At 62.0% G+C, this 6,928-nt stretch carries 7 protein-coding genes and 2 tRNA genes; 7 read left to right on the forward strand and 2 right to left on the reverse strand.

Annotated elements, in window-relative coordinates; translation table 11 throughout:
* Window positions 1–8: 8 nt before the first annotated feature.
* Window positions 9–1,172, forward strand: coding sequence for a mandelate racemase/muconate lactonizing enzyme family protein (locus tag RVY79_RS12630; RefSeq protein WP_317464578.1), 1,164 nt, complete (start codon window positions 9–11; stop codon window positions 1,170–1,172).
* A gap of 81 nt (window positions 1,173–1,253) precedes the next feature.
* On the opposite strand, the gene RVY79_RS12635 is transcribed toward RVY79_RS12630, so the two are convergent.
* Window positions 1,254–1,571 (reverse strand): putative quinol monooxygenase, encoded by a 318-nt coding sequence (locus RVY79_RS12635; RefSeq protein ID WP_317464580.1) that lies wholly within the window; start codon window positions 1,569–1,571, stop codon window positions 1,254–1,256.
* Between the two features lie 47 nt (window positions 1,572–1,618).
* Window positions 1,619–1,828: a hypothetical protein gene (locus RVY79_RS12640; RefSeq protein WP_317464581.1), complete on the reverse strand. Its 210-nt coding sequence runs from the start codon at window positions 1,826–1,828 to the stop codon at window positions 1,619–1,621.
* A 167-nt stretch (window positions 1,829–1,995) separates the two neighbouring features.
* Here RVY79_RS12640 and RVY79_RS12645 point away from each other — a divergent pair, with 167 nt between their 5' ends.
* From RVY79_RS12645 to RVY79_RS12670, 6 genes are all read left to right on the forward strand, one after another.
* The gene (locus tag RVY79_RS12645; protein WP_317464583.1) at window positions 1,996–3,852 is read left to right on the forward strand and encodes a DEAD/DEAH box helicase; all 1,857 of its coding nucleotides are present in this window, start codon (window positions 1,996–1,998) and stop codon (window positions 3,850–3,852) included.
* 148 nt (window positions 3,853–4,000) lie between these two features.
* Window positions 4,001–4,879 carry a ScpA family protein gene (locus tag RVY79_RS12650; RefSeq protein WP_317464589.1) on the forward strand — a complete coding sequence of 293 codons (879 nt, stop codon included), beginning with the start codon at window positions 4,001–4,003 and terminating at the stop codon, window positions 4,877–4,879.
* The gene (gene scpB, locus RVY79_RS12655; RefSeq protein ID WP_317464584.1) at window positions 4,876–5,796 is read left to right on the forward strand and encodes an SMC-Scp complex subunit ScpB; all 921 of its coding nucleotides are present in this window, start codon (window positions 4,876–4,878) and stop codon (window positions 5,794–5,796) included. Before RVY79_RS12650 ends, scpB begins: the two co-directional genes overlap by 4 nt.
* Window positions 5,793–6,653: a 23S rRNA pseudouridine(2605) synthase RluB gene (gene rluB, locus RVY79_RS12660; RefSeq protein WP_317464585.1), complete on the forward strand. Its 861-nt coding sequence runs from the start codon at window positions 5,793–5,795 to the stop codon at window positions 6,651–6,653. Before scpB ends, rluB begins: the two co-directional genes overlap by 4 nt.
* A gap of 68 nt (window positions 6,654–6,721) precedes the next feature.
* Window positions 6,722–6,796 (forward strand) — tRNA-Lys (locus tag RVY79_RS12665).
* A 56-nt stretch (window positions 6,797–6,852) separates the two neighbouring features.
* Window positions 6,853–6,927: transfer RNA gene (locus RVY79_RS12670), tRNA-Lys, on the forward strand.
* Window position 6,928: the final 1 nt, after the last annotated feature.

Genomic DNA, 6,928 nt, shown 5'->3' on the forward strand with positions numbered 1-6,928 from the left:
AGAGTTGCATGAAAATCACCGACATCAAGGAAGCGCGAGTCTCGATCGCGTCCGATATCGCCAATGCCTACATTTCATTTGCCAAGATGGATGTGTCCATCCTGGCGATCTACACCGACGCCAAGGTCGATGGTCGGCAGGTCGTGGGATATGGCTTCAACTCGAACGGGCGCTATGCCCAGAGTGGCCTGCTTCGGGAACGTTTCTTGCCGCGTCTGCGAGAAGCGGATCCTGCGTCGCTACTGGACGATAGCGGCCATAATCTCGACCCATTCAAGGTCTGGGCGACGCTGATGGCCAACGAGAAACCGGGCGGTCACGGCGAGCGTTCGGTGGCGGTGGGCATCATCGACATGGCGATCTGGGATATCGTGGCCAAGGTCGAGAACAAGCCACTGGCGCAGCTGCTGGCCGAGCGTTTCGGTGATGGTGAGGCGGATCGTCGCGTCTCGGTCTATGCCGCCGGTGGCTATTATCATCCCGGCAAGGAAATCCAGGGGCTGCAGGAGGAGATGCGCGATTACCTGGAAATGGGGTATGTGGCCACCAAGATGAAGATTGGCGGTGTGCCCCTGGAAGAGGACTTGCGACGGGTCGAGGCCGCGCTCGAGGTGGTGGGGGACGCGTCGCGTCTGGCGGTGGATGCCAATGGCCGCTTCGACCTGCAGGACACGCTGGATTTCGCCGGTGGCTTGGCGCCATACGGTCTGCGTTGGTATGAGGAGGCGGGCGACCCGCTCGACTACGCTCTGCAGCGCCAGCTATGCGAGCACTATGCCGGCCCGACTGCGACGGGGGAAAATCTATTCTCCCATCAGGACGTGCGTAACCTGCTGCGCCATGGAGGCATGCGTCCTGATCGCGACATTCTGCAGATGGATCCGGTGCTGTCGTATGGACTGGTGGAATATCTGCGCATGCTGGACGAGTTGCATATTCGCGGCTGGTCGACCCGCCAATGCATACCCCACGGCGGACATCAATTCGCGCTCAATATTGCCGCCGGCCTCAAGTTGGGCGGCAACGAATCCTACCCGCGCGTCTTTGCACCCTTCGGCGGTTTTGCCGATTCCACCCCGGTCGAGGACGGTTACGTGGCGATCCCGGCCATGCCGGGAGTCGGCTTCGAGGACAAGGTCGAGCTGATGAAGGTCTTCAACGCCCATCTTTAAGTTTTCTGGGCCAATTGCAGCAGAGGATATGCATCATACGTCATCACAAGATCGCCGTGCCTGCTCGACTGAAACGCGTACTTATTCGGGGCGGATAGCCGTGTAGAAGAAGCGTACGCTCGGCTCGTCGGCGAGCAGCGGTGCGCTGCCTTCCTTGAAGGGCGCGTAGTGGGGCATCTGCATGTGATGCTCGAAGGCGTCACGGTCGCGATAGACTTCGTGCAGCACGACGACATTGTCGCTGCCTTCCGGCGTCAGCACGTCGAACGCCAGGCAACCTTCCTCATTGGCCAGGGATTCGTTGGCGTCGTTGTGCGCCAGGGCGAGAAAGGCAGGCACTTGGCCTTCCTTGATCCGGAATTCGGCGAGCACCACGAAATGGGATTGAGTCGAGGACATGAAGGATCTCCGATAACGGATGTCAGTGAAAAATGACGATAACAACCTCAGACGTCGCGGTGCGCGTTATCCGAGGTGCCGAGATGGGCTTCCAGGTCGTCGAGGAGATGACGGTAGTCGGCGACAAGGCGGTCGTAACGCCCGAAATCATGGTCGCATGCTGCGCAAAAAACGTGATATTGCCCCTCGCGACCGGGAGGGAAACGCTTGGCGCGACTACCGCATTCAGGACAATCGGGACTACTCGGTGCTTGCATAGGGCCTCCTTGCTGGAAACGTTAATGCGATACGGGTTGATCGTTGTCATCCGCGCCTCACTCATGAGGTCGGGGCGCGGAAAGGCGAGATCAAGGCCTGTATTGCCATCTGGCCGACCTTGCCGACGATGGTAGGATGCGCTTTTTGATCCGATTGGAAGTCTGCCATGAGCGCGCCCTCGCTTCGACCCTACCAGCAACAGGCCGTTTCGCGGGTCGTCGAGCATTTTCGCGCGAGCGACGATCCGGCCGTGGTGGTGTTGCCGACCGGTAGCGGCAAGTCGTTGGTGATCGCCAAATTGGCGCGTCTAGCTCGGGGGCGGGTATTGGTGCTGGCCCACGTGCGCGAGTTGGTCGAGCAGAACCATGCCAAGTACCTGGCTTACGGCCTGGAGGCGGATTTGTTCAGCGCGGGCTTAGGGCGTAAGGAGAGCGAGCGACAAGTGGTCTTCGGCTCGGTGCAGTCCGTGGTCAATAGCTTGGCACGTTTCGAGGCACACGATGAGTGGGGTGCGTTCACGCTGCTGGTCATCGACGAATGTCACCGCATTCCCCCGCCTGCCAGCGATGACGCCCGCCAGCGCAAGGCGCCGTCGAGCTATCATCGCGTGATCGCGCATCTGCGCAAGCACAATCCGCGTCTCAAGGTGCTGGGGCTGACCGCGACGCCGTATCGCCTGGGGCAAGGATTCATCTATCACCGCCATCATCATGGCATGGTGCGTGGCGACGCCGAGAGCTTCTTTCAGGATTGTGTGTTCGAGCAACCGCTACGATTGATGGTCAAGCAGGGTTATCTGGTCGCGCCCAAGCGCGTGGATGCGGCGCTCTACGCCGAGGATGGTCGGCAGACCCGTTACGATTTCTCGCGCCTGGTGCCAGGGCGCGATGGCGGTTTCGAGGAAGCCGAGTTGAATCGCGTTGTCCAGGGGCACCGGGCGACGCCGGGTATCATCGCCGAGGTTGTCGAACAGGCGCGAGAGCGGTGTGGGGTGATGATCTTCGCGGCCACCGTGGCGCACGCGCAGGAGATCATCGGCTACCTGCCGGCCGAGCAGTCGGCATTGATCATCGGTGCAACGCCCACGAAGGAGCGCGAGCGCTTGATTGCGGCCTTCAAGGCGCGCGAGATCAAGTATCTCGTCAACGTGGCGGTGCTGACCACGGGATTCGACGCGCCGCACGTGGACCTGATCGCCATAATGCGGCCCACGGAGTCCGTCAGCTTGTATCAACAGATCGTCGGGCGTGGGTTGCGCTTGGCGCCGGGCAAGGAAGACTGCCTGATTCTCGATTACGCGGGCAATCCCTGGGACCTGTACGCACCGGAAGTCGGCGAACCGCGTCCGGACTCAGATTCTGAACCGGTGCAGGTCGAATGCCCGGCGTGCGGGCACGCCAATCTGTTCTGGGGCAAGCGTGATGGCGACCTGGTCATCGAGCATCACGGCCGGCGCTGCCAAGGGCTTGTTGATAGCGCCCGAAACCGCGCTAAAAGCACAACGTCAAAACCGGCAACGAGGAAGCAGTGTGACTTTCGTTTTCGCTTCAAGGTGTGCGATCAGTGCGGTGCGGAAAACGACATCGCTGCGCGGGCTTGCCATCAATGCAGCGAGCGCATGGTCGATCCCGATGACAAGCTCAAGGCGGCCCTACGACTCAAGGAAGCCAAGGTGCTTCGCGTGTCGGGCATGCAGCTGCAAGCGGTGCTCAACGGGCGGGGGCTGCCGCGCTTGAAGGTGACCTATCACGATGAGGACGGCGCCACGCTCGACGAATGGTTCGCGCTGGAAACACCCGCGCAGCGTCGCGCCTTCACGCTGGCGTTTTTGCGCTACCACCTGCGCGCACCGGGCATCGACTGGCAACCACGCTCGGCGGAGGAGGTCATCGCCGATGAGCATCGGCTCAAGGCCCCGGATTTCGTCGTGGGGCGCAAGGTCGGTCGTTACTGGCAGATCCGCGACAAGCTCTTCGACTATACAGGGCGCTATCGCAAGGCCGATGCGGCCGAGGCGTATTGATCCCGCGCGACAATCGCGCGTGACGCGGGCGTGTTCGCCTCCCGATGGCCTTGCTACACTGCGCGTTTGTCGAAGGTCGCGCCGTGAGGCGCAGTCGAGGAGAGCGTCACGCGTGAGTGATACCGCCGAGCCCGTCAGTGCCGATACCGTGACAGCCGCGTCCCAAGCGGCGGTATTGGCGCGCCTGCACGACCAGCCCATCACCGAGCTGCCGGAAGATCTCTACATTCCGCCCGAGGCGCTGCGCGTCTTTCTCGAAACCTTCGAAGGGCCGCTGGATTTGTTGCTGTATCTGATTCGGCGTCAGAATCTCGACATCCTGGGCATCGACGTGGCAGCGATCACGCATCAGTACATCGAATACGTCGAATTGATGCGGGCGCTGGAGATCGACCTGGCCGGCGAGTATTTGCTGATGGCGGCGATGCTCGCGGAGATCAAGTCGCGCACGCTGTTGCCGCGTCCACCCAAGGGCGAGGACGAGGATGCCGAAGACCCGCGCGCCGAGTTGATCCGCCGCCTGCAGGAATACGAACAGCTGAAGCTGGCCGCCGAGGGGCTCGATGAATTGCCGCGCGAAGGGCGTGATTGGGTCGCGGCGCAGGCCGCGTTACCCACGCTCGAGACCCGAGTGGTTCATCCCCAGGTCGAGCTGGATGAGCTTCTGCACGCCTTGTCGGGATTGCTCAAGCGGGCTGAGTTTCAGCAATCTCACCAGATCAGCCGCGAGGTGCTGTCCACCCGCGAGCGCATGTTACGTATCATGGAGCAGTTGGATGGCCAACGTTATACCCCGTTCGAGGCGTTGTTCACGCTCGAGGAGGGGCGCGCGGGCGTGGTGGTGACCTTCATGGCGATTCTCGAACTGGCCAAGGAGGCGATGATCGAGATCGCGCAGAACGCGCCGCTGTCGCCGATTCATGTGCGTGCCCGGCTGGTCGTCGAGGCGGCCGGCGACACCGCCGGGGCGGACGAGGACGACGGCGGGGAAAGCGCCTTTGCCGATGCCGAAGAGGACCCCCAATGAACGAGGCACCCACGTCTCTCGACGAGGTCTGCGAAGCGGCGTTGTTGGCCGCCGGCGAGCCGCTGACAGCCGAGCGCCTGGAGAGTCTGTTCGACGAGCGTGAGCGCCCCTCGCGCGGTGAGTTGCGCGATGCCCTGGCGCGCCTGGGCGAGCGCCTCGAGCATAGCGCTCTGGAGCTCATCGAGACCGCCTCGGGGTTTCAAGTGCGCATTCGTGCACGCTTTTCGCCCTGGATATCGCGGCTTTGGGATGAAAAGCCACAGCGCTATTCGCGTGCGCTGCTGGAGACCTTGGCGCTGATCGCCTATCGTCAACCAGTCACCCGTGGCGATATCGAGGAGGTGCGCGGCGTCTCGGTGAGCAGCTCAATCATGCGTACCCTGACCGAGCGGGGATGGATCCGTGTCGTCGGGCAGCGTGACGTGCCGGGGCGTCCCTCAGTCTATGCCACCACGCGTGCCTTTCTCGACGACTTCGGTCTCAAGACGCTCGATGCTCTGCCGCCGATGCACGAACTCAAGGAATTCGAGACGCGTTTCGAGGAGGCTCTGGGGAACGATAAGCAGTCGCTGGGGCACAATGACGCGGATCATCCATCGGCGCGTGACAGTCACGCCGACAACGTTGAGAATACGTCACCGGTCGAGGATACGTCGCAGGCAACGTCGCCATCCGAGGCCGCGCCAGACACGCTAGAGACGACAGACACGACGACGGCCGGGATGGCCGACGATCAGCACGCCGGGACGGCGTCCGAGCGGTCGGGATTGAGCTTCGCCGAACTCGAAGCTCGCCTGGCCGAACGCGCCCGCCGACGGGAAGAGGAGGCCGGAGCGTCGCCTGCCGAGGGTGACGCAAAGGCTTCCGACGCGGCGGGCGCGGAACATTCAACAGACGAGACAACGTTCGATCCATGAACACGCCTACCGAAAAATTGCAGAAGGTACTGGCCCGTGCGGGCTTTGGCTCGCGTCGTGAGATGGAAACCGCCATCAGCGACGGCCGCGTCAAGGTCAATGGCCAGGTGGCCACGCTGGGTGATCGTGTCGAGACGCGCGATCGGGTTACCTTCGACGAGCGCCCCGTCAATCTGCGCGACGCCGAGGAGGTGCCGCGGCGCGTCATCATGTATAACAAGCCCGAGGGCGAGTTGTGCACGCGTCGTGACCCTGAGGGGCGGCGCACCGTCTTCGATCGCTTGCCACGCCTCAAGGGCGAGCGTTGGATCGCCATCGGCCGCCTGGATATCAATACCAGCGGGTTGTTGCTGTTCACCACCGATGGCGAGCTCGCCAACCGCTTGATGCATCCCTCCACGCAGGTCGAGCGCGAATACGCGGTGCGTGTGATGGGCGCCGTCCGCCAGGAGAACGTGACCGCCATGACCGAGGGTGTAATGCTCGAAGATGGTCCGGCACGCTTTACCGATGTGCAAGAATTCGGCGGCGAAGGCATCAATACGTGGTTCCACGTGGTGATTCTCGAAGGCCGTAATCGCGAGGTGCGGCGTCTCTGGGAGTCGCAAGAGCTCACGGTGAGCCGCCTCAAGCGGGTGCGCTACGGCAATATTTTCCTCGACAAGCGCGCCAAGGCGGGGGAATGGGTCGAACTTTCTCAGGAAGAAGTCGACGATCTGGCGCAATTGGCGGACCTGCCAGCGCGTAAGGTGCCCGAGTTGACGCCCGACGAGCAAAATCGTTGGAGCCGCGACAAGAATAAGCGTCGCCCGGTCAATGCCATGCGCAAGCCGAAGAACTCGCGACGCTCGCGATGAGCGGCTTCCCGGCAAAAAAATCTTGTCAATGTCGAGCGTTATCAGTACTATGTGCGCCCTGTCGGGACGGGTCGTTAGCTCAGTGGTAGAGCAGTTGGCTTTTAACCAATTGGTCGTAGGTTCGAATCCTACACGACCCACCATTGCTACGTGCCCTTGAGTGGCATGGTGCGTTGATACGTCTCGAAGACCCGGCGGCGGGTCGTTAGCTCAGTGGTAGAGCAGTTGGCTTTTAACCAATTGGTCGTAGGTTCGAATCCTACACGACCCACCAT

This window comes from Chromohalobacter sp. HP20-39, from assembly GCF_033052815.1.
In the GTDB taxonomy this organism is placed as follows: domain Bacteria; phylum Pseudomonadota; class Gammaproteobacteria; order Pseudomonadales; family Halomonadaceae; genus Chromohalobacter.

What these genes read in the sequence shown, in the direction of transcription:
- RVY79_RS12630 (WP_317464578.1), top strand. Translation starts at nt 9, where the DNA reads ATGAAAATCACCGACATCAAGGAAGCGCGAGTCTCGATCGCGTCCGAT.
- RVY79_RS12635 (WP_317464580.1), bottom strand. Translation starts at nt 1,571, where the DNA reads ATGTCCTCGACTCAATCCCATTTCGTGGTGCTCGCCGAATTCCGGATC.
- RVY79_RS12640 (WP_317464581.1), bottom strand. Translation starts at nt 1,828, where the DNA reads ATGCAAGCACCGAGTAGTCCCGATTGTCCTGAATGCGGTAGTCGCGCC.
- RVY79_RS12645 (WP_317464583.1), top strand. Translation starts at nt 1,996, where the DNA reads ATGAGCGCGCCCTCGCTTCGACCCTACCAGCAACAGGCCGTTTCGCGG.
- scpB (WP_317464584.1), top strand. Translation starts at nt 4,876, where the DNA reads ATGAACGAGGCACCCACGTCTCTCGACGAGGTCTGCGAAGCGGCGTTG.
- rluB (WP_317464585.1), top strand. Translation starts at nt 5,793, where the DNA reads ATGAACACGCCTACCGAAAAATTGCAGAAGGTACTGGCCCGTGCGGGC.